At 72.1% G+C, this 21,344-nt stretch carries 12 protein-coding genes and 1 riboswitch; of the genes, 4 read left to right on the top strand and 8 right to left on the bottom strand.

The genetic code is table 11. The annotated features are described in order from the left end of the window. Positions 1-134: 134 nt before the first annotated feature. From rfbB to J8403_RS04915, 5 genes are all read right to left on the bottom strand, one after another. Complete coding sequence (gene rfbB / locus J8403_RS04895) at positions 135-1,109, bottom strand: dTDP-glucose 4,6-dehydratase (protein ID WP_211122038.1); 975 nt, start codon at positions 1,107-1,109, stop codon at positions 135-137. Positions 1,110-1,122: 13 nt separating this feature from the next. Then, the gene (gene rfbA / locus J8403_RS04900) at positions 1,123-1,995 is read right to left on the bottom strand and encodes a glucose-1-phosphate thymidylyltransferase RfbA (protein ID WP_211128083.1); all 873 of its coding nucleotides are present in this window, start codon (positions 1,993-1,995) and stop codon (positions 1,123-1,125) included. 136 nt (positions 1,996-2,131) lie between these two features. Then, positions 2,132-5,011, bottom strand: a complete 2,880-nt coding sequence (locus tag J8403_RS04905) for a helix-turn-helix transcriptional regulator (RefSeq protein ID WP_246585693.1) — start codon at positions 5,009-5,011, stop codon at positions 2,132-2,134. A 636-nt stretch (positions 5,012-5,647) separates the two neighbouring features. Beyond that, positions 5,648-7,366 carry a 3-hydroxyacyl-CoA dehydrogenase family protein gene (locus J8403_RS04910; RefSeq protein ID WP_211122040.1) on the bottom strand — a complete coding sequence of 573 codons (1,719 nt, stop codon included), beginning with the start codon at positions 7,364-7,366 and terminating at the stop codon, positions 5,648-5,650. Between the two features lie 38 nt (positions 7,367-7,404). Next, entirely contained in the window at positions 7,405-8,445 is a 1,041-nt protein-coding gene (locus J8403_RS04915) for a 3-oxoacyl-ACP synthase III family protein (RefSeq protein WP_211122041.1), read from the bottom strand. Between the two features lie 295 nt (positions 8,446-8,740). Here J8403_RS04915 and J8403_RS04920 point away from each other — a divergent pair, with 295 nt between their 5' ends. Further along, entirely contained in the window at positions 8,741-10,186 is a 1,446-nt protein-coding gene (locus tag J8403_RS04920) for a lipase maturation factor family protein (protein WP_211122042.1), read from the top strand. Between the two features lie 115 nt (positions 10,187-10,301). Here the strand turns inward: J8403_RS04920 and J8403_RS04925 are convergent, their stop codons facing one another. Next, entirely contained in the window at positions 10,302-10,619 is a 318-nt protein-coding gene (locus tag J8403_RS04925) for a hypothetical protein (protein WP_211122043.1), read from the bottom strand. Between the two features lie 105 nt (positions 10,620-10,724). Here J8403_RS04925 and J8403_RS04930 point away from each other — a divergent pair, with 105 nt between their 5' ends. After that, positions 10,725-15,350, top strand: coding sequence for a cation-translocating P-type ATPase (locus J8403_RS04930; RefSeq protein WP_211122044.1), 4,626 nt, complete (start codon positions 10,725-10,727; stop codon positions 15,348-15,350). 166 nt (positions 15,351-15,516) lie between these two features. Beyond that, positions 15,517-15,645 (top strand): hypothetical protein, encoded by a 129-nt coding sequence (locus J8403_RS44285; RefSeq protein WP_269785803.1) that lies wholly within the window; start codon positions 15,517-15,519, stop codon positions 15,643-15,645. A 157-nt stretch (positions 15,646-15,802) separates the two neighbouring features. Here the strand turns inward: J8403_RS44285 and J8403_RS04935 are convergent, their stop codons facing one another. Further along, positions 15,803-16,801: a cation diffusion facilitator family transporter gene (locus tag J8403_RS04935; protein WP_211122045.1), complete on the bottom strand. Its 999-nt coding sequence runs from the start codon at positions 16,799-16,801 to the stop codon at positions 15,803-15,805. Between the two features lie 294 nt (positions 16,802-17,095). On the opposite strand from J8403_RS04935, the gene J8403_RS04940 reads away from it, so the two are divergent. Continuing rightward, positions 17,096-17,350, top strand: coding sequence for a hypothetical protein (locus tag J8403_RS04940; protein ID WP_211122046.1), 255 nt, complete (start codon positions 17,096-17,098; stop codon positions 17,348-17,350). A gap of 85 nt (positions 17,351-17,435) precedes the next feature. Here J8403_RS04940 and cobN read toward each other — a convergent pair whose 3' ends face one another. Further along, positions 17,436-21,077, bottom strand: a complete 3,642-nt coding sequence (gene cobN, locus J8403_RS04945; protein WP_211122047.1) for a cobaltochelatase subunit CobN — start codon at positions 21,075-21,077, stop codon at positions 17,436-17,438. A 53-nt stretch (positions 21,078-21,130) separates the two neighbouring features. After that, a riboswitch (cobalamin riboswitch) is annotated at positions 21,131-21,216 on the bottom strand. Between the last annotated feature and the right edge of the window lie 128 nt (positions 21,217-21,344).

Consider the following 21,344-nt stretch of genomic DNA (forward strand, 5'->3'; position numbering starts at 1 on the left):
GACCTCAGACTCTTCTCTCAGTGGAGATACGACGCGACTGGACTGACCATGATCCGGAAGTCGACGGTATGGGCTCGGGAGTCGCCTCAACCACCCCTAACCATCGGCACCCCTAACCGTGGGTATAGGGGTGGTCACCTCTTCTTGAGAGGCTCCCACCAACCGCGGTGTGTCAGGTACCACTTGGCGGTTTCCGCGAGGCCGTTCTCGAACGACATCTCGGGGCGGTAGCCGAGTTCGGTGGAGATTTTCGCGATGTCCACCGAGTAACGGCGGTCATGGCCCTTGCGATCGGGCACCCTCTCGACCATCGACCGGTCGGCGCCGAGGAGTTCGAGCAGCCGTTCCGTGAGGTCCAGATTGGTCAGTTCGGTGCCGCCGCCGATGTTGTAGACCTCTCCCGGGCGGCCGTTCTCGGCGACCAGGGCGATACCGCGGCAGTGGTCGTCCACATGCAGCCAGTCCCGGACGTTTCCGCCGTCGCCGTAGAGCGGCACCGGTGTGCCGTCCATGAGGTTGGTGACAAAGAGCGGAATGACCTTCTCGGGGTGCTGGTACGGGCCGTAGTTGTTGGAGCAGCGGGTCACACAGACGGGCAGTCCATGGGTACGGTGGAAGGCCCTGGCCAGCAGATCGGAAGATGCCTTGGACGCGGAATACGGCGAGTTGGGCTCCAGCGGTTCCTCCTCGCTCCAGGAGCCGCTTTCGATGGAGCCGTAGACCTCGTCCGTGGAGACGTGGACGAATTTCCCGATCTCCGCGTTCGCGGCCGCGTTCAGGAGGGTGTGGGTGCCCAGGACATTGGTGCGCACGAATTCCTCGGCGCCGGATATCGAGCGGTCGACATGCGATTCGGCGGCGAAGTGGACCACCAGATCGGTGCCGCGCAGCAGCTCGCCGACGAGCTCGCCGTCGCAGATGTCGCCGCGGACGAAGCGCAGCCGGGGGCTGTCGGCGACCTCGGCCAGGTTGGCCTCGTTGCCCGCGTAGGTGAGCTTGTCGACCACCACGACCTGGGCGTCCGCCCAGGCGGCGTACGCCCCCGTCAACGTCTGCCGGACGAAGTGGGAGCCGATGAAGCCCGCGCCGCCGGTCACAACTATGCGCACTGGAGACAACCCTTCAGCGATGATTGGCCGCGATATCCATCAGGTATTTTCCGTATTCGGTCTTGCCGAGTTCCGCACCGAGCTCGTGGCAGGCGGCCGCGTCAATGAAACCCATGCGGAAGGCTATCTCCTCGAGACAGGCGATCCGCACGCCCTGGCGCTGTTCCAGAAGCTGCACATACTGCCCCGCCTGCAGCAGCGAGTCATGGGTTCCGGTGTCCAGCCAGGCGAATCCGCGGCCGAGTCCGACCAGTCTGGCCTTTCCGCGCTCCAGATAGACCCGGTTGACGTCCGTGATCTCCAGTTCGCCGCGCGCGGAGGGCTGTACGTTCTTGGCGATGTCCACGACGTCGTTGTCGTAGAGATACAGGCCGGTGATCGCCAGATTGGACCGGGGGGCGGCCGGCTTCTCCTCGAGGGAGATCAGCCGGCCCTGCTCGTCCATTTCCCCGACACCATAGCGCTCGGGATCCTTGACCCCGTAGCCGAAAAGCACACAGCCGTCGACATGGCTTGCCTCGTTGTGCAGCATCTTCGAAAACCCGGGCCCGTGGAAGATGTTGTCGCCGAGGACCAGCGCCACCTGGTCGTCGCCGATGAACTCGGCTCCGATGATGAATGCCTCGGCGATGCCATTGGCCTCCGGCTGTTCGGCGTACTCGATCGAAAGGCCCAGCCGGCGGCCGTCGCCGAGGAGCGCGCGGAACAGCCCCACATGGAGCGGGGTGGAAATGATCTGGATTTCCCTGACGCCGCCGAGCATGAGCACCGACAGCGGATAATAGATCATCGGTTTGTTGTAGACGGGAAGGATCTGCTTCGACACCGCATGTGTCAAAGGATGCAGTCGGGTACCGCTTCCTCCGGCGAGGACTATGCCCTTCATGCGGCCAGAAGCTATCAACGCCGTCGGCCCGCGCTCCAGGTCTGCCGCGGCGATAGGGGGGTAATCAGGGGTGGTCATGGAACAGGGGTGGCATCCTGCCGCCACCCCTTCCGCGGGACCTCGCCCCCGTCAGCGCTCAGGCGATTTCATCTACCTGGGCCCGCAGCGCGGTCGGCAGCTGCTGGCGACTCCTGATATTCAGCTTGCGGTACACCCGCGTCAAATGCTGCTCAACTGTGCTGATGGTGATGAACAGGCTGGCGGCTATTTCCCGGTTCGTATAACCGTCCACCGCCAGGGCGGCGACCCGGGCCTCGGATTCGCTGAGCTTCGTCCCCAGGGACGGCGGCACCGCCGGCTTCGGGCCGAGCGGTCCGGACACCGGCCGTACCACCGGCCCTGGATCGCGGGCCTGCAGACCGGAGTCGAGGCGGATCCGGTCGCACAGCTCCTCGGCCCCGCACTCCTTGGCCATCCGCCAGGCCCGGCCGGTGATGGCGTCGGCCCGTCCGAGCTCCCCGGAGCCGCGCAGCGTACGCCCCAGATCGTCCAGCGCCCGGGCCAGCTCCAGCCGGTCGCCGGAGCACTGCAGCTCCTCCACGGCCTGGCCGAGCAGCCGGGACCGGTTCTCGATGTCGCCCGCGGCGGCGAGTAACCGCAAGGAGACGCCGCGGACCCGGGAGTCCCCGGCACCGTTCCTGGCCAGCTGCTCGGAGACCAGGTTCGCGGCCTTCTCCCGGTCGCCGAGCTCCAGCCACGCCTCGGCGGCGTCGGAGCGCCAGGGCAGCAGCGCGGGCTGGTCGAGCTCCCACAGCTGGGCGAGCCGGCCGGCCATCAGGAATTCGCCGAGCGCCGCGTTGATGCGGTTGGTGGCGAGGTAATAGCGGCCGCGGGCGCGGGTGTAGCCGAGTCCGTAGATGCTCTTGAACAGCGCCTCGGGGACCGGGCGGCTCAGCTGCCGCGCCGCCGCGTCGTACTTGCCCATCGCCGTGTACGCGAGGATCTGGCTGGCCAGGGGGCCGCCGATGAAGACGCTTCCGTCGCTGCCGGGCACGATGTCCAGGGCGATGGTGGCATAGGCCGCCGACTCCACGAGGTTGCCCTGCCGCAGGGCGATCTCGGCCCGGATCGAGGCGAAGATGGCACGCCAGCCCGGTGCCCGGCGCCGCTCGGCCTCCTCCATCAGCGAATCGCACCACGGCGCCGCCTTGTCCGGGCGGCCCGCGTACACCAGCGCGTTCACCGAGTTGACGATGGGTTCGAAGGTGGCGTCGGTGAGCGGCGAGACCTCGAGCACCTTCTCCGCCGCGGCGACCGGCGACTCCTCGCTCCCCCCGCGGCCGAAGAAGCCGCTGAACGCCGCGGTGATCGTGGACAGCGAGGAGGGTCTGCGGGATCTGAGCGGGGTACGGGAGGAGGCGCCGCCGTCCTCGCCCTGGCGCGCCGCGGCCCCGGGGAGGCGGTCCGGCGCACCGGAGTCCTGGGCCCACCGGGCGGCCATCCGGAACTGGGCCATCGAGGTGGGTCCCGCGTCGCTCATCACGGCGTTGAGCCGGCCGATGGCGCCGCGCGCCTCCTCGATCCGGCCGTGGGCGAGCAAGAGTTCGATCAGCCGTCCGATATGGGCGGCGGGCAGCCGGTCGGCGTACAGCGCGGCCAGCGGCTCCTCCAGCATCCGCTCGGACGCCGAGGGGTTGAGCCGCCACATGATCCCGGCGGTGCCGATCCTGATGCCGGCCCGCAGCTCCTCGTCCTGGCAGGCCGTGTACGCCAACTCCAGGCAGGCGACCGCCAGTTTGGCGTCGTCCTCGGCGAGGGCCTGCTGCGCGGCGTCCCGCAGCAGCGGCACCGCCCAGGGCTCGTCGGCACCCTGGGCGGCGAGCAGATGACGGGCCACGGCGAGGGTGGCCCCGCCGCCCTGGTGCAGCAGGACGGCGGCGCGGCGGTTCATGTCCAGCCGGACCTCGGGGTCCATGTCCTCCAGCACCGCGGCCTCCACATACGGGTGACGGAAGGCGAGACCGTCGACGAGGCCCGCCGCGTCCAGCGCGGCGACGCCGCGCCGGGTGCCGGCGGAGCCGATGCGCAGCAGCCGGCCGAGGAGTTCGGGGGAGGCGGAGGCGCCGAGCACCGCGATGCCCTCGGCGAGCCGGGAGACGGTGCGCCCGCTGCGGTAGACACAGGTGAGTACGGCCTGGACGAACATGTCACCCACCACGGGTTCCACGGCGCGACCGTGCCGTGGGGGCGCCCCGGCGGTGCGGTAATCGTCAATCACCGCGCGTAGCAACAACGGATTACCGCCGCTCACCTCGTACCAGGTGTAAGCCACATCGGCCGAATCCGGGAGTCCCAGACGGGTGGTCAGCAGATGCGCGGTCTCCTCCCAGGACAGCCTCTCCAGCCGCAGCCGCTGGAAATTGGGTTGACGCAGCAGTTCGGTATTGAAGACCGCGTCTTTCTGGTCGCTGTCCGTCGCCTGTGCGAACACCATGAGTAGTTTGGCGGAGCGTGAACGGGTCGCCAGATACAGCAGATACTGAAGTGACTCCGCATCGACGAGCTGGAGTTCGTCGACGCAGATCACCACCGGTTCGCGTGAGGCGAGTTCATGCAGCGCGGCACGGAACTCCCGGGCCGCCTGGATATGTGGCGGGGTCCCGCCGGCGGGGTCGCCACCAGGGGTTTCACGGGGCTGTGCGGCATCGAGGGCGCCCTGGTCGAGTGCCTTGCGCAGATGGTCGGCGGTCGCCTTGGGCAGCCGGGGCGAGTCCAGAAGCTGGCGCAGCGTGCCGAGCGGAGCCCGGTCGGCCGACGTTCCGTAGGCCTTGAGGACAAGGGCTCCGGCCTTCGCCGCATGGGCGGTGACGGCTTCGAGCGTATGGGTCTTGCCGCAACCGACCGCGCCCTCGACGAGCACGATGCCCGCTTCCCCGGAAAGGCATCGGGAAAACGTCCGACGAAGTCTGTCGAATTGTGCGTCGAATTGTCTGGCTCTGGCCGATGAAAATACCATTGCTCGCACCCCCGAATGCGACGCGAAGCACTGCTCACGGCAGCCCGAACGACCTCCAGCAAGCTATACGCCCACCGGCCACGCCACCATCGCCGCACGTAAAATCATCGTTAACGAATTACCAATTCTGAGCGGACTGCCCGACGATCGACAAAATCGATGCGATCGAGCCGGCCCCTACCTGGGGCGACACCGCGAAGCCGAAGTGCACCAACACCCTGACAACCCTGCGCCACCCCCGTTCACGTGGGCATTTGTTCGGAAGGGCCAGCATACACGAGACCCCCTAGCAGGACCCGGGATAACCCATGACATCCTTGACTTCGACACCAAGTGGTCATCCATTGAGGCACCGCGGACCCCCTTCGAACATTTATTTGCCCGTTTTGATCGCTAATGCGATTCTTATGTCTGTTGCCGCTGGTAACCGCAAGCGATTCGCCGGGAATTCTCATGCCATAAAGCGGACAGAGGGATGGCGCGCCAATCCCTGTCACAATGAATTCCACAGCCACACATCCAAGCCCTTGGACTATTCCAATGGCACGTGCATACCCATTGTCATCGCGCGGGGCATACGGATGCCGGGGCGGGGACGGTGTGCCCCCGGCCCCGGCATCCCCCCGTGGCCCGCCGCTAGCGCTCGTGGAGGTGCAGCCCCCTGCCGCCCTTGCGGCCCAGGTGACCCGCCTCGACCAGCCGCTCCAGATGGCGGGCCGGGGCCAGGGCCGGATCCCGGAAGGTGCCGTGCAGAGTGCGCTGGATGGCGAGGGAGACATCGAGGCCGATCACATCCAGCAGGCGCAGCGGACCCATCGGATAGCCCTGCCCGGCCGCCATCACCGTGTCGATGTGCTCGGCGGTGGCCCAGCCCTCCTCAACCATCGCCACCGCGCTGTTCAGATAGGGAAAGAGCAGGGCGTTGACGATGAAACCGGACCGGTCCGGGCAGTCCACCGCACGCTTGCCGAGCGCCGCGGCCACCGCGTGCGCCGTGCCCAGCGCCTCCTTGGAGGTGAGCACGGTGTGCACCACCTCGACCAGCCGCATCACCGGCGCCGGGTTGAAGAAGTGCATCCCGATGACGTCCTCGGGCCGCCGCGTCGCCATCGCGCATTCGATGACGGGCAGGCTCGAGGTGGAAGTGGCCAGCACCGCCCCCGGTGCGCACACCCGGTCCAGATCGGCGAAGACGGCCCGCTTGACGTCGATGTCCTCCGCCACGGCCTCGACCACCAGGTCGCAGGCGCCGAGCGCCTGAAGGTCACGTCCCGCGGCCAGCCGGTCCATCGACTCGGTGAGCAGCCCGGGCGCCAGCTTGCCGCGCCGCACCCCCCGCTCCAGCGAGCGCTCCACGGCGGCCGTGGCCTCCTTGGCGCGCAGCTCGCTGCGGGCCACCAGCACCGTCGGATAGCCGGAGCGCGCGCACACCTCCGCGATGCCGACGGCCATCGTGCCCGAGCCCACCACCCCGATCCGCCGCACCGCGCGTGCCGGCACCGGCTCGCCGAGGCCGTCCGCCTCGCCGCCCCGGGCGGCGCCGCCCGCCTCGTACTCGTAGAAGCCGCGGCCCGCCTTCACCCCCACCAGACCGGCGGTGACCATATGGGCCAGGGTGGGCGCGGGCGCGTACCGCGGATCGCCGGTGCGCTCGTACAGCGCCTCCAGGGAGTCCCGCGCGGTGTCCAGGCCCATGGCGTCCAGCTGGGCCAGCGGCCCCATCGGCAGTCCGCAGCCGAGCGTCATGGCGGTGTCGATGCTGTCGCGCGAGGCGTAGCGCCGCTCGTACATGGCCACGGCGTTGTTGAGGTACGCCATGGTGAGCGCGCCCCCGATGAAGCCCGGCCGGTCGGCCACCGGCACCGGGATCCGGCCCAGGTCGCGCACCAGTTCCCGCACGTCCGCCAGGACCGCGTCGCCGGTGAGCGGGGTGCCCACCACCTCCACCGCCCGGTCCTCGCGGTCGGGGCCCAGCGGGAAGAGGTGCAGTCCCACCGTGCGGTCGGTCCGGCCGGAGCCGAAGGCGATCTCGGTCACCGGGAGCCCGGTGGTCGTGGTGGCGAACACCGTCTTTGGCGGACAGTCGGCGTGGGCGCGGGCGAGCAGCCGGCGCTTGGTCTCCAGCCGTTCGGGGACCGCCTCGACCACCAGGTCGGCCCGTGCGGCGGCCGCCGGGTCGGTGGTGAACGCGACGGCGGGTTCCGCCGCGGTCACCCGCCCCCGGCCGCGCCGCAGCGCCGCCTCGTCCCGCTCCACGGCGATCACCCGCCGACCGCCGCGGACCAGGGCGTCCACGAGGTGGCAGCCGGTGGTGCCGAGCCCGAACACCGCGACGGTGGGAAAGCGCTGTGCCATGCCGATGAGTCCTTTCACTGGCTGGGACCTTGGGTAGCTCACGAACCGCCGTGGCCGTCCTGCCACCTGACGAGCGCCGCGCCGAGCGACATCCCGCCGCCGAAACCGGCCAGCAGCAGCAACTCCCCGTCGGTGAACACGCCCTGTCGCCGGGCGTCGTCGAGCGCCAGCGGGATGGAGGCGGCGCTGGTGTTGCCGTGCTCGGACACCGTCAGATGCGTGCGTGCCCGCGGCAGCCCGAGGTCCGGGAGCGCCTTGGCCAGCAGCACACCGTTGGCCTGATGGGGAATGAAGTGGTCCACGCTCGATGCGTCCGTGCGCTGCGCGGCCAGCAGGGCCCGTATCGCCCGCGGCAGCTCGGCGAGGACGTACTCGCTGACCGCGCGGCCCCGCATCCGGAAGAAGTGGCCCCCGTCGGCGAGGGTCTTCTCCGAGGCCGGTGCGCGGCTGCCGCCCGCCGGCACCTGGATCAGCTCGTGGAGTGCGCCGTCGCTGGTGAGCAGCGATCCGGTGAGGCCGTAGCCGGGGCGCACGGGCCCGAGCACCACCGCCCCCGCCCCGTCGCCGAAGAGCACCGCGGTGCGCCGGTCGGTGCGGTCGATGATGCGGGAGTAGACATCGGCGCCGATCACCAGGGCGTACGGGGCGGGGGCGCCGGAGCCGGCCGACAGCAGCCCGGCCGCCGTCACCAGGGCGAAGACGAAGCCGCTGCAGACCGCGTTGAGGTCGAAGGCGGCCGCGCCCGTGGCACCGATCCGGTGCTGCACCAGACACGCGGTGGCGGGCTGGGGATGATCGGGGGTGGAGGTGGCGACCACGATCCAGCCGAGCTGACCGGCGCTGATCCCGGCGTCCGCGAGGGCGGCGCGGGCCGCTTCCACGGCCAGGTCGGAGGTGGCCTCGTGGTCGGCGGCGTAACGGCGCCGCCGGATCCCGGTCTTGGCCGAGATCCACTCCGCGGTCACCCCGGCGCGCTCGGCCACCAGCTCATTGGACACGGCCTCGGCCGGCAGATACGAGCCGGTGCCGAGGATCCCGACGGGCCGGCCGGCCGGTGTCCGGACCGGATGGTCGGTCATCTGTGTCTCCCGGCCCGGGCGGCCACCGCCGCCTTCGCCGGTGCCATCGCTGTCATCGCTGTGCGCGGGGTTCGGCGGTGCTCGAGAAGAAGCATTGAGTGGTTCCCTCCGGATCCATGCCGGGCATTGACGCTACGGACCGGGCACGGCACGGATAACCCCTAACCCCTCACCCCCCTAGGCCCCCTACCGAATGAACCCGGTCCGCCGTATGAGCCGGCACATGGCGGGCACCCGCCCAAGGTGGTACCGATACATGCAGGCCGAAGGCAGACCGGCTCAGGGAGCGGCCCCCATGGAGTGGTTCACCTCATCCGACTACTGGCTGAGCCGACTGGTCTTTCAACGGGGGCTGGCCGCCGTCTATCTGATCGCCTTTCTGACGGCGGCCCTGCAGGGCCGGGCGCTGCTCGGCGAGCGGGGGCTGACCCCGGTGCCGCGATTCCTCGAACGGGTGCCGTTCCGGAGCTCGCCCAGCCTGTTCCATCTGCACTACTCCGACCGGTTCTTCGTCTGCTGCGCCTGGCTGGGGGCCGCGCTGTCGGCCGCGCTGCTGGTGGGGGCCGCGGACCGGGCGCCCCTGGCGGTCGCGATGGTGGCGTGGCTGGTGCTGTGGCTGCTGTATCTGTCGATCGTCAACGTGGGACAGGTGTGGTACGGCTTCGGCTGGGAGTCCCTGCTGCTGGAGTCGGGGTTCCTCGCCGTCTTCCTGGGCAATGAGCACACCGCGCCGCCCGTGCTCGTCCTGTGGCTGCTGCGCTGGCTGCTGTTCCGGGTGGAGTTCGGAGCCGGACTGATCAAGATCCGTGGGGACCGCTGCTGGCGGGACCTGACGTGCCTCTACTACCACCATGAGACCCAGCCGATGCCGGGGCCGCTGAGCTGGTTCTTCCACCATCTGCCGCGGCCGCTGCACCGGGCGGAGGTGGCGGCCAACCATGTGGCGCAGCTGATCGTGCCGGTGCTGCTGTTCACCCCGCAGCCGGTCGCGAGCGTGGCGGCGGGGATCGTCGTGGTCACCCAGCTGTGGCTGGTGGCCTCCGGGAACTTCTCCTGGCTCAACTGGCTGACGATCCTGCTGGCGCTCCCGGCGGTCGACGGGCGCCGCGCCGCCGAGGTGCTGGGGCTGCCCGGGCCGCCGGCCCTCGCCGCTCCCCCGGTCTGGTACGAGGTGGTGGTGCTGGCCGCGGCCGCGCTGGTGCTGGTGCTCAGCTACTGGCCGGCCCGCAATCTGCTGTCGGGCCGCCAGCTGATGAACTATTCGTTCAACCCGCTGCACCTGGTGAACACCTACGGGGCCTTCGGCAGCATCAGCCGCAGCCGGCAGGAGGTGGTGATCCAGGGCACCGGCGACGCGGTCCTCACCCCGGACACGGTCTGGAAGGACTACGAGTTCCGGGGCAAGCCGGGCGATGTGCGGCGGATGCCGCGCCAGTACGCCCCGTACCATCTGCGGCTGGACTGGATGATGTGGTTCGCGGGGCTCTCGCCCGCCTACGCCGGGTCCTGGTTCACTCCGCTGATCGGCAAGCTGCTGGTCAACGACCCGGCGACGGTGAAGCTGCTGCGCGCCACCCCGTTCCCCGAGGCGCCGCCCACCCATCTGCGCGCACGGCTGTATCTCTACCGCTTCACCACCCCGGCGGAACGGCGGGCCACCGGGGCCTGGTGGCATCGGACGCTGCTGAGCGAGTTTCTGCCGCCGGTCCGGCTGGAGGACCACGGCTCGTCACGGACGTGACACCGGGCGGACGTGACACCAAGCCGACGTGACACCGGGCCGACGTGACACCGGGGCGACGTGACACCGGGCCGACGTGACACCGGGCGGACGTGACACCGGGCCAGGCCGACGCTCAGGCCGCGGCGCCCTTCGCGTTCGGAGTCTCGGCGCCCGGCGGGGGGTTGCGCAGTACGGCGTAGCCGACGCCGACGCCTACCGCGATCGGCCATTCCAGCACTCCGGCGAGGCCCATCGCGCCGAGGCCGAGGTAGAGCGGAAGCCCGCCCTTGGCGGGCAGGATCCGCCGCGCGGTCCTGATCGGCATCGTGGCCACGTTGGCCGTGGCCATGGCGGCGCGGGGGACGGTGAAGGTGACGGTGCGGTCCTTCCCCGAGGACGCGCCCGTCTTCCGGGTGTCGGTCGTCTTGGACGATGTCGTCGCTGCGCTCACGCCTTCCTCCTACCGGATGTCAATTTGGTTACTTTGTGACTGAATTAGGTAAGCATAGGCCGAATTTGCGATCTCGGCATATCAGGACCGAGGGGAGAGCAGCCGTTGCTGCCCATCACTGTGTTCACGGGGTTCACGGGCCTCGTCTCCGCCCCGTCCCGTGGGATCAGCGGTCTGCGGCTGCGCCTCGCGGACATCGCCGACGTCCTGCGCGACACCGGCGACCGGCGCTCCAGCCGGAGGGTGTGGGCCCGGGCCGGCCGGGCCCATGTGGAGGTCCTCGGGCTCACCGGCCACGGGGAGGGGCATGAGCGGCTGGCCCGCGCGGTGGAGGACGCGCTGCGGCGGGTGGCGGGCGTCAACTGGGCCGGGGTGAACGCGGCGCTGGGCCAGGTGCTGGTCGACTTCGACGAGGACCAGCTCGGCCCCGAGGACGTACTGAAGGTGGTCGAGCGCGTCGAGGCGGCCCAGGGCACGGACGTGGACTCCTTTCCGGCGGGCCGTCCGCAGCCGCCGTTCGCCTCCGCGCCGGCGACGCTGGCCGCGACCGCGCTCGCCGCCGACTGCCTGGGCCTGGTGGCGGCCACGATCCGGCGGGTGTCGATGATGCCCGCGCTCTCCCCCGCACTGCGCGTCCCCCTGGTGATGGCGGAGATCCAGCCGCGGGTGCGCGGTCTGCTGGAGTCCCGGCTCGGCCGCGCCCAGGCCGACACCCTGATCGGCGTGTCGAACGCCGTGGTGCACGCCCTGACCAGGGGCGAGGCCCCGCTCGCCCTGGACGCGCTGCAGCGCGTGCTGCAACTCGCCGAGATCCGCGGCCGGCAGGTCGTATGGCAGAGCCGGGAGCCGGAGTTGGTGACCGGCGGCGACGGGCTCCCGGAGCGCTCGCACCCGCCCGCCCCCCGGCCCGCTCCCCTGCCGCACGGACCGGTGGAGACCTGTATCGACCGCACCTCCCTGGCCTCGCTGTCCGGTGCGGGCGGGCTGCTGGCGTGGACTCGCGACCCCGCGCAGGCCGCCAAGGCGCTGATGGCCACCGTGCCGAAGGCGGCCGCCATGGGGCGGGAGGCGTTCGCCGCCCGGCTGGGCGATGTGCTGGCGCGCGACGGTGTGGTGCCCATGGACGGCACCGCGCTGCGGCTGCTGGACCGCGTGTCGGCGGTGCTGATCGACGCGCGGGTGCTGTGCGCCGGCCGTCCGCGGTTGATGTCGGTCACCACCGTCGGCGACCTGGGCGAGGCCGAGGCGTGGAGCGCCGCGCAGTCCGTCCTGGACCGCCGCACGCTGCGGGAGCTGTCCGACGAGGGGCCCTGGACGCGCGGCCTCTGGCGGCTGGAGCGGCCCCACGACATCCCCGCGGCGATCCCGGCGAGCCCCTTGGCCCTGACCGCGGACCTGCACGGCGAGGACGGCCGGCGGCAGGCCCGGGTCCGGATCGGCTGTGAACTCGACCCGCTGGCCGACGCCGTGGTGGCGGCGGCCCGCTCCGGCGCGCGGCGTCTGGTGCTCACCGGACACGCCAGTACGGACGAGATCGCTCCCTGGGCCGACGAACTGCTCCCCCTCGGCACCTCGCTCCCCGACACCGTGCGCCGGCTCCAGGTCGAGGGCCACGGCGTGCTGGTGATCAGCGGCGAGGACGACGAGGCGCTCGGCGCGGCCGATCTCGGCGTCGCCGTCACGGCGCGCGGTGAGAGCCGGGTGTGCTGGTCGGCCGATCTGATCTGCCGCCCCGGGCTTCTTCACGCGTGGCGGGTGCTGCGGGCGCTGGAGGACGCGCGCTCGGTCAGCCGGCGCGCGGCGCGGCTGTCGATGGGCGGTTCCGCGCTCGGCGCGCTCATCGCCGCGGCGGGGACCCGGCCCGCGGTGGCCGGACTCGCCACCTCCCCGGTGTACAGCGCGGCGTTCCTGGCCGTGCTCGGCGGGATCGGCGCGGCGCGCCGGGTCGAGCGCCGCCCCCCGCCGCCGCCCCGTGTCCGCGGCAACTGGCATGCCCTGGGGGCGCGGGAGACCCTGAGCGTGCTGTGCGCGTTCCGGGAGAACGGGACGGAGCTGCCCGACGCTTCGGGCGCGTCACGCGGCGCGGGTCCCGGCGCGCCGGGGGCCCTGTGGTCCGCCGGGGTGCGTCCGGTGCGCAAGGCCGCCGGGACGGTCGTACGGGCCGGGGCGCCCGGTGCCATGGGGGCGGCCTCCGCCCGGTTCGCGGCGCTGTACCGGAACACCGCCTCGCTGGTGAACGCGGTGCGCGAGGAGCTGCACGATCCGCTCACCCCGGTGCTGGCGCTGGGCGCCGCGGCCTCGGCGGCGGTGGGATCCGGTGTGGACTCCTTCCTCGTCGTCAGCGTGATGGCGGGCAACGCGGTGATCAGCGGCGCACAGCGGCTGCGGGCCGAGCGCTCGCTGCGCGGCCTGCTGCTGAGCGAGCGGATGAACGGCCGGCTGGTCGACTGGGCGCCCGCGATGCCCCTGGCGGACGGGGTGGCGGCGGACCGCGAGGTGTTCTTCGCGGGGCTGACCACCGCCCCGGTGCGCACGGTGGCCGCCGAGGAGCTGCGAGTCGGGGACATCATCGCGCTGCGGCCCTCGGACGTCGTACCGGCCGACGCCCGGCTGCTGGTCAGCGACCGGCTGGAGCTGGACGAGGCCGGACTCACCGGCGAGTCCGGCCCGGTGGCCAAGGACCCGGCCGCCACTCCGGGCGCCGACCTCGCGGACCGGTCCTGCATGGTCTACGAGGGCTGCACGGTGCTCGCCGGAACCGGATACGCCGTGGTCGTGGCCGCCGGACCGCAGACCGAGGCCGGGCGCGCCGCCGAACTGGCCGGACGCGCCACCGCGCCCATCGGGATCGAGGGCCGGCTGGCCGCGCTCACCAAGGTCGCGCTGCCCGCCACCGGCCTCGGCGGCGCCGCCGTCACCCTGCTGGGGCTGATGCGCGGGGTGCCGGTGCGCGAGGCGCTGTCCACCGGCGTGGCCATCGCGGTGGCCGCCGTGCCCGAGGGGCTGCCGCTGGTGGCCACGGTCGCGCAGTCCGCCGCGGCGCGCCGGCTCTCGCACCGCGGGGTGCTGACCCGCTCGGCGCGGGTGTTGGAGGCCCTGGGCCGGGTCGACGTCGTCTGCTTCGACAAGACCGGCACCCTGACCGAGGGCCGGCTGGCCGTGGCCCGGGTCGCCGGGTACGACCACGAGCTGCCGACCGGCAGTGCGCTGGGCAGGCGGCTGCTGCGTACGGCGGCCCGGGCCTGCCCCGAGCGCGAGGGCGGGCGGGCGCTGGCGCACGCCACCGACCAGGCCGTCATCGACGCGGCGGCCGCGCACTGCGACCGGGACGACGCCTGGTCTCCGGTCTCCGAGCTGCCCTTCGAGGCCAGCCGGGGATTCTCGGCGTCGCTGGGCACGGAGTCCGGGCGCCCGCATCTGGCGGTCAAGGGGGCACCGGAGATCGTGCTGGCCCGGTGTGCGTACGCCCTGAGTCCGGGGGCGGCGGGCGACACCGTGCCGCTGACCGCCGAGCGGCGGCACGCCACGGAGCGCCTGCTGTACTCGCTGGCCTCCGACGGGCTGCGGGTGCTGGCGGTGGCCGAGGCCCGGCCCGCCACGTCCGACACGCCGACGGCGGAGGTGGCCGGAATCGCCACGGAGCTCACGCTGCTGGGCTTCATCGCCATCGCCGACACCACACGGCCGGGTGCCGCCGAGACCGTCAAGCGGCTGACCGACGCCGGGGTGCGCGTCGCCATGGTCACCGGCGACCATCCGACCACGGCGGTCGCCATCGCCCGGGAGCTGGGCATCCCGGACGCCGAGCCGGTGCTCACCGGCGCGGAGCTGGACACCCTGCCCGAAGGCGAGCGGGTCGAGCGGATCGCCCGTACCACCGTCTTCGCCCGGGTCTCCCCCGAGCACAAGGTCCGTATCGTCCAGGCGCTGCGGCAGGCCGGGCAGGTGGTGGCCATGACCGGGGACGGGGTGAACGACGCGGCCGCCATCCGCCTCGCGGACATCGGCATCGGGCTGTCGGCCCATGGCTCCGCCTCGGCCCGCGCCGCCGCCGACCTGGTGCTCACCGACCCGGACCCGACCCGGATCCTCGACGCGCTGCAGGAGGGCAGGGCGCTGTGGCGCAGTGTGCGCGACGCGGTGGCGATCCTGGTCGGCGGGAACGCGGGGGAGGTCGCCTTCACCGTCCTGGGCGCGGCGGTGGCCGGGCGGGCGCCGCTGGGCACCCGTCAGCTGCTGCTGGTGAATCTGCTCACCGACATGCTGCCCGCCCTGGCGGTGGCCCTGGCCCGGTCCCGGGAACAGAAGTCCGGTGAGGACCCGCTGGTCGGCGGCCCGGCGTCCGCGCTGTTCGGCTCCGATCTGGGGCGCATCCTCGCGGTGCGCGGCAGTGCCACCGCGCTGGGCGCCGCCGCGGCCTGGCAGTGCGGGCGGATGACGGGCCGGGACCGGCGGGCGAGCACCATGGGGCTCGCGGCGCTGGTCGGCACCCAGCTGGGCCAGACGTTCATGACGGACTGGCACAGTCCCCTGGTGCTGGTCACCAGCGTCGCCTCGGCGGCCACGCTGTTCGCCATCGTGGAGACCCCGGTGGTCAGCCACTTCTTCGGCTGTACGCCCCTGGGCCCGATGGCCTGGTCGGTCGTCGGCACGTGCTCGGCCGCCGCCACTTTGGGCGCGGCCGTCGCGCCACGGCTGCTCTTCCCCCGGCGGCCGCCGCTCGCGGTCTGAACACACCACCCGGGAAACCGGATATCTCCGGCGTTTCTTAACCTCAGCTTTCCTTCCATTCACCGGACGCTCACCCGGTGTGCGCCACCCGCTTCCCGACGCGGGTCAGGCTACGGACGGAAGCGGATGCCTCGCTTCCGCTCGTGTTCCGTCCAGTGAGGTACTCATGGCCCACATTCTGACGACCGTCCTGGTCAAGCTGGCCCAGATCGCGCTGGAGGCGTTTGTCGCCCAGCTCGTGAAGACGCTGGTGACCTCGACCTTCCGTCCGGCCGCCGCTCCGGCCGCCGCCTGATACGGCCGGCACCCGCCGGCCGTCCGGGGTGACGTCCCCAGGGACGGCACCCCGCCACCATCATCGAGGCCCGGAAGCGCCGCGACGCTCCCGGGCCTTCCGCAAGCTGTGGCGCCACGCGGCCCCGCTCCGTGCGGCCCGGCTCAGCGCGACGCACTCAGTGGCCGTACGACGCCGCCCGGTGCACCGGGCCGTGGGCGGTCGGGCAGTGCTCCCCGTCCTCGCCTCCCCGCGCGGCGGGGTCCTCCAGATGGTCGACCTGAAGCGTGGTGTGGGTGATCCCGTACTCACCGCTCAGCACCGCCTCCAGGTCCTCCCGGACCGCATGGCAGTCGCCGCCCGCCGCGACCAGGACATGCGCGGAGAGCGAGACCTCGCCCGAGGTGATCTGCCAGACATGCAGATCGTGCACCTCCGCCACCTGTCCATGGGCGACGAGACGGCCGCCCACCTCATCGGGTTCGACCCCGGCCGGGGCGGCCTCCAGCAGCACCCGGCCGGAGGCGCGCAGCAGCTCCACACCCGCCTTGATCATGAGGACGACCACCAGCAGACCGGCGATCGCGTCGGCGCGGGCGAAACCCGTGGTCACCACCACCAGCCCGGCGACGGCGGTGGCGATGAAGGCGTAGAGATCATTGAGCACATGCTGGAAGGCGCCCTCGACATTGAGCGAGGAGCGGTTCGCCCTGGACATGCACCAGGCGGCCGCGAGATTCACCGCCACCCCGGCCAGCGCGGTGATCAGCACCAGACCGCCGGTCACCTCGGGCGGATCGATCAGCCGCCCCACACTCTCATAGCCGAGATAGGCGCCGAGCAGCAGCAGGGAAAGGCCATTGGCCTGGGCGGAAAGGATTTCCGACCGCTTGAGCCCATAGGTGTATCCGCCGCGTGCGGGGCGCGCCGAGAGCCGGATCGCGATGAGCGCGAGCACGATGGAGGCGGCGTCGGTGAGCATATGGGCCGCGTCGGACAGCAGCGCCACGGAGCGGGCGATGATCCCGACGACGACCTCGACCGCCATGAAGCCGCTGATCAGCGCGAGGGCGAGGGACAGCCACCGGCGGTCGGCGTTCTCCGCCACCCCGTGGGCGTGGCCGCCGTGCCCAGCTCCGCCGCGCCCCTCGTCGGGTCCGTGCGCATGAGCTCCCACCGGCTCCTCCTCGGATCGTCTTCGGGACAGCGCAATTGAAACAGCACCGAGGGGAATTCACCAAAGGCTGCAATGGACACGGTTATCAATAAACTTGCGCACCGGCGGCGAAGGTGCTTTATGAATGCGGCAATGCTTTTCATTTCGGAGTGCGAAAAGGGGGTGCGGCCGGGCCGCCCGGGCCCACCGCCGGGGAGTCGCTGACATGTGCGAGACCACGCCGATGCGGGTGAGACCGGCGCGCGGAAGGTGACCCGGCGGGGCGGAGCGCGTTGTCCGACTATGACGACGACGATGCGACGCCGTTCTCTCTCGCAGCCGAGCAGAGCGCTGGACCGGAGCACCGAAGGCGACGGAACGGTTCATCAGACCGTTCACACATCCACATCCGTACCGATCTACGCGGCGCTCGTCGAGCGCTGGGCGTCCGCGGGGCGCGCGGTGCCCGGGCGCTACGACCGCGAGTGGACCGAACTGGTCAACTGTCCGCCCTGGCCGGACCGGATCCGGGCGGCGGCCCGCCCGGCGGCACGACCCTCCACCGACTGAGCCACCGGTCGTACACCGGCTGGCTCATCTCGTCGTGCGGGGGCGCGGACACGCGGGACACGCCCACTCGCCCCCGCGGACGTGCCTACTCGTCCCCGCCCTCCAGGCCGCCCTCCGTCTCCAGATACAGCTCCCGCACCCGCTCCAGCACCTCCGGGTCGGGCTCGTCCCACAGCCCGCGGCTCTCGGCCTCCAGCAGCCGCTCGGCCATGCCGTGCAGCGCCCAGGGGTTGGCCTCCTCCAGGAAGGCGCGGTTCTCCGGGTCGAGCAGATAGGTCTGGGCGAGCTTGTCGTACATCCAGTCGGCGACCACGCCCGTGGTCGCGTCGTAGCCGAAGAGGTAGTCGACCGTCGCGGCGAGCTCGAAGGCGCCCTTGTAGCCGTGGCGGCGCATCGCCTCGATCCAGCGCGGGTTGACCACCCGGGCGCGGAAGACCCGTGAGGTCTCCTCGTGGAGGGTGCGGGTGCGGACCGTCTCGGGGCGGGTGGAGTCGCCGATGTACGCGGCGGGTGCGGTGCCCTTGAGCGCGCGCACGGTGGCCACCATGCCGCCGTGGTACTGGAAGTAGTCGTCGGAGTCGGCGATGTCGTGCTCGCGGGTGTCGGTGTTCTTGGCCGCGACCGCGATCCGGCGGTAGGCGCTCTCCATCTCGGCCCGCGCCGGCCGCCCCTCCAGACCGCGCCCGTAGGCGTAGCCGCCCCAGACCGTGTAGACCTCGGCGAGGTCGGCGTCGGTGCGCCAGTCGCGGCTGTCGATGAGCTGGAGCAGCCCGGCGCCGTAGGTGCCGGGGCGGGAGCCGAAGATCCGGGTGGTGGCGCGGCGCTCGTCACCGTGTGCGGCGAGGTCGGCTCGGGTGTGCGCCCGGATGTAGTTGTCCTCGTCGCTCTCCTCCAGGGAGGCGGCGAGCCGGACGGCGTCGTCCAGCAGCCCGACGACGTGGGGGAAGGCGTCCCGGAAGAAGCCGCTGATGCGCAGGGTGACGTCGACGCGCGGGCGGCCCAGCTGGTCGAGCGGCACGGGTTCCAGGCCCGTCACCCGGCGCGAGGCGTCGTCCCACACCGGCCGGACACCCAGCAGCGCCAGCGCCTCGGCCACATCGTCGCCGGAGGTGCGCATCGCGCTCGTGCCCCACAGCGAGAGGCCGACGGACTTCGGCCACTGGCCGTCGTTGTCGGCGCGGTAGCGCTCCAGGAGCGAATCGGCGAGAGCCTGGCCGGTCTCCCAGGCCAGCCTGCTGGGCACGGCCTTGGGGTCGACGGAGTAGAAGTTGCGGCCGGTCGGCAGGACGTTGACCAGTCCGCGCAAGGGCGAGCCGGAGGGCCCCGCGGGGACGAACCCGCCGGCGAGGGCGTGGACGGCGTGGTCGATCTCGTCCGTCGTGGCCGCCAGCCGGGGGACGACCTCGCGGGCGGCGAAGTCGAGAATCGCGGAGACGGCGGGGCGCTGCTCCTCGGGCAGGGTGAGGACGGCCTTCTCGACGGCCTCCGGGGCCCATTCGGCGTCCTCCATCGCCTGGACCAGTCCGCGGGCCCGCTCCTCGGCCTCGTCGGCGCCGGTGCGGGTGGCGGCCGACTCGTCGAGGCCGAGCGCCTCGCGCAGGCCGGGGAGTGCGGACGTACCGCCCCAGATCTGGCGGGCGCGGAGGATGGCCAGCACCAGGTTGACGCGCGCGGGCCCGGCCGGGGCCGTGCCCAGGACATGCAGTCCGTCGCGGATCTGGGCGTCCTTGACCTCGCACAGCCAGCCGTCGACGTGCAGCAGGAAGTCGTCGAAGCCGTCGTCGTCCGGCCGGTCCTCCAGGCCCAGGTCGTGGTCGAGCCGGGCGGCCTGGATGAGGGTCCAGATCTGGGCGCGGATGGCGGGGAGCTTGGCCGGGTCCATCGCGGAGATGGCGGCGTACTCGTCGAGGAGCTGCTCCAGCCGCGCGATGTCGCCGTAGGAGTCGGCGCGGGCCATCGGCGGGACGAGGTGGTCGACGAGGGTGGCGTGGACGCGGCGCTTGGCCTGGGTGCCCTCGCCCGGGTCGTTGACCAGGAAGGGGTAGACGAGCGGCAGATCGCCGAGCGCGGCGTCGGGGCCGCAGGCGGCGGACAGTCCGGCGTTCTTGCCCGGCAGCCACTCCAGGTTGCCGTGTTTGCCCAGGTGGACCATGGCGTCGGCGCCGAAGCCGCCGTCGGCGCGGGGGGTGGCCATCCAGCGGTAGGCGGCCAGGTAGTGGTGCGAGGGCGGCAGATCGGGGTCGTGGTAGATGGCGATGGGGTTCTCGCCGAAGCCGCGCGGGGGCTGGATGACCACCAGGAGGTTGCCGCGGCGCAGCGCGGCCAGCACGATCTCGCCCTCCGGGTCGCGGCTGGTGTCGACGAACATCTGGCCGGGCGGCGGGCCCCAGTGCTCCTCGACCGCGTCCCGCAGCTCCCGCGGCAGCGTGGCGTACCAGCGGCGGTAGTCGGCGGCCGGGACGCGCACGGGGTTGCGGGCGAGCTGCTCCTCGGTGAGCCACTCCTGGTCGTGGCCGCCCGCCTCGATGAGGGCGCGGATCAGGTCGTCGCCGTCGCCGGAGACCAGGCCCGGGAGCGCGTCGGGCCCGTCCTCGGGGCCCAGGTCGTAACCATCGGCGCGCAGCCGGCGCAGCAGGGCGACGGCGCTCGCGGGCGTGTCGAGGCCGACGGCGTTGCCGATCCGGGAGTGCTTGGTGGGGTAGGCGGAGAGGACGAGCGCCAGGCGCTTGTCGGCGGCGGGGATATGGCGGAGCCGGGCGTGTCGTACCGCGATTCCGGCGACCCGCGCGGCGCGTTCGGCATCGGCGGCGTAGACCGGCAGGCCGTCCTCGTCGACCTCCTTGAACGAGAACGGCACGGTGATCAGCCGTCCGTCGAACTCGGGGACGGCGACCTGGGTCGCGGCGTCCAGCGGGGAGAGCCCCTCGTCGTTCTCCTCCCACGCGGCGCGCGACGAGGTCAGGCACAGCGCCTGCAGGACGGGCACGTCGAGCGCGGCGAGCGCGCCCGCGTCCCACGCCTCGTCGTCGCCGCCCGCGGACGCCTCGGCGGGGCGGGTGCCGCCGGCCGCGAGGACGGTGGTGACGATCGCGTCGGCCGCGCCGAGGGCCTCGATCAACTCGGGCTCGGGGGCCCGCAGCGAGGCGACGAACAGCGGCAGCGGGCGGCCACCGGCGTCCTCCACGGCCCGGCACAGGGCCTCCACGAAGGCGGTGTTGCCGCTCATGTGGTGGGCGCGGTAGTAGAGCACCGCGATGGTCGGGCCGGTGACGTCGGCCGAGCCGGCGGCGCGGTCGGTGCGCTCCAGCGGACCCCAGGTGGGCGCGGGCGCGGGCGGTTCGAAGCCATGGCCGGTGAGCAGCACGGTGTCGGAGAGGAACCGGGCGAGCTGGTCGAGGTTGGCGGGCCCGCCGTGGGCGAGGTAGGCGTGGGCCTCGGCGGCGATGCCGACCGGAACCGTGGACGCCTCCATGAGCTGGGCGTCGGGCGCCTGTTCACCGGTGAGGACGACCACGGGCAGGTCGCCCGCGAGCAGCGTGTCGAGCCCCTCCTGCCAGGCGCGGATGCCGCCGAGGAGCCGTACGACGACGAGTTCGACGCCGTCGAGGAGGCCGGGGAGGTCATCGAGAGCGAGGCGGGCCGGGTTGGCGAGGCGGTACGGCACCGGGCCCGTGGCGGCACGGGCGCTCAGCAGGTCGGTGTCGGACGTCGACAGCAGCAGAATCATGCGACGGCATGCCTTCCTCGGGGTCCGCGCCCCGGGCGGGTTGAAGACGGCGGCAGTTCCTGGCTCGCGCCGCCGCTGCCGTTGGGCAGCCGCCGCGCTCACAGTGGCGGGACCGCGCCGGATTTCCACCGGCTTCCTACCGTGAGTGCCGTCTTGTGCGTTCGGCGGGCCGGGACCGACCCACCGCTGAGCATAGTAAGCGTTGCTGACCTGCCACGGGACGGTGAGTTCCGGCCTGGCCGGGGCGGTGGGCCGGACCGGATCGTC

This window comes from Streptomyces yatensis, from assembly GCF_018069625.1.
GTDB classification, from domain to species: domain Bacteria; phylum Actinomycetota; class Actinomycetes; order Streptomycetales; family Streptomycetaceae; genus Streptomyces; species Streptomyces yatensis.